This window comes from Pseudoalteromonas aurantia (assembly GCF_005886875.1).
Taxonomy (GTDB): Bacteria; Pseudomonadota; Gammaproteobacteria; order Enterobacterales; family Alteromonadaceae; genus Pseudoalteromonas; species Pseudoalteromonas aurantia_A.
In genome coordinates this window covers 1-258 of the sequence record NZ_PNBY01000243.1, presented here as the reverse complement: position 1 = coordinate 258, position 258 = coordinate 1, and the positions used below count along the sequence as shown (strand labels likewise).

Here is a 258-nt window from a genome sequence, read left to right as displayed (position 1 = left end):
CGGAAGAATTTTTGTTGGGCGGAAAAGAAATTTATTCATAATGTTAATTGTTGTTTCTGATACAGTATTCCGTGCAGATGAATCAAACATCGTCAATACTTTATTTGATGAAGGATTGCAACGCTTTCATCTCAGAAAGCCGCAAGCTGCTGTATCCGAAGTACAATCCTTACTGGAAGCAATAAATCCAATTCACTGCTCAAAAATTGCCCTTCATCAGCATCATTCATTAGCAGCAAGATTCGGTTGCAAAACCTT

General features: G+C 37.6%; 1 protein-coding gene. It reads left to right on the top strand.

Translation table 11 applies throughout. The features are described from left to right. Positions 1 to 40 precede the first annotated feature (40 nt). A partial coding sequence (locus CWC18_RS20835; protein ID WP_212747758.1) for a hypothetical protein occupies positions 41 to 258 on the top strand: 218 nt, incomplete at its 3' end.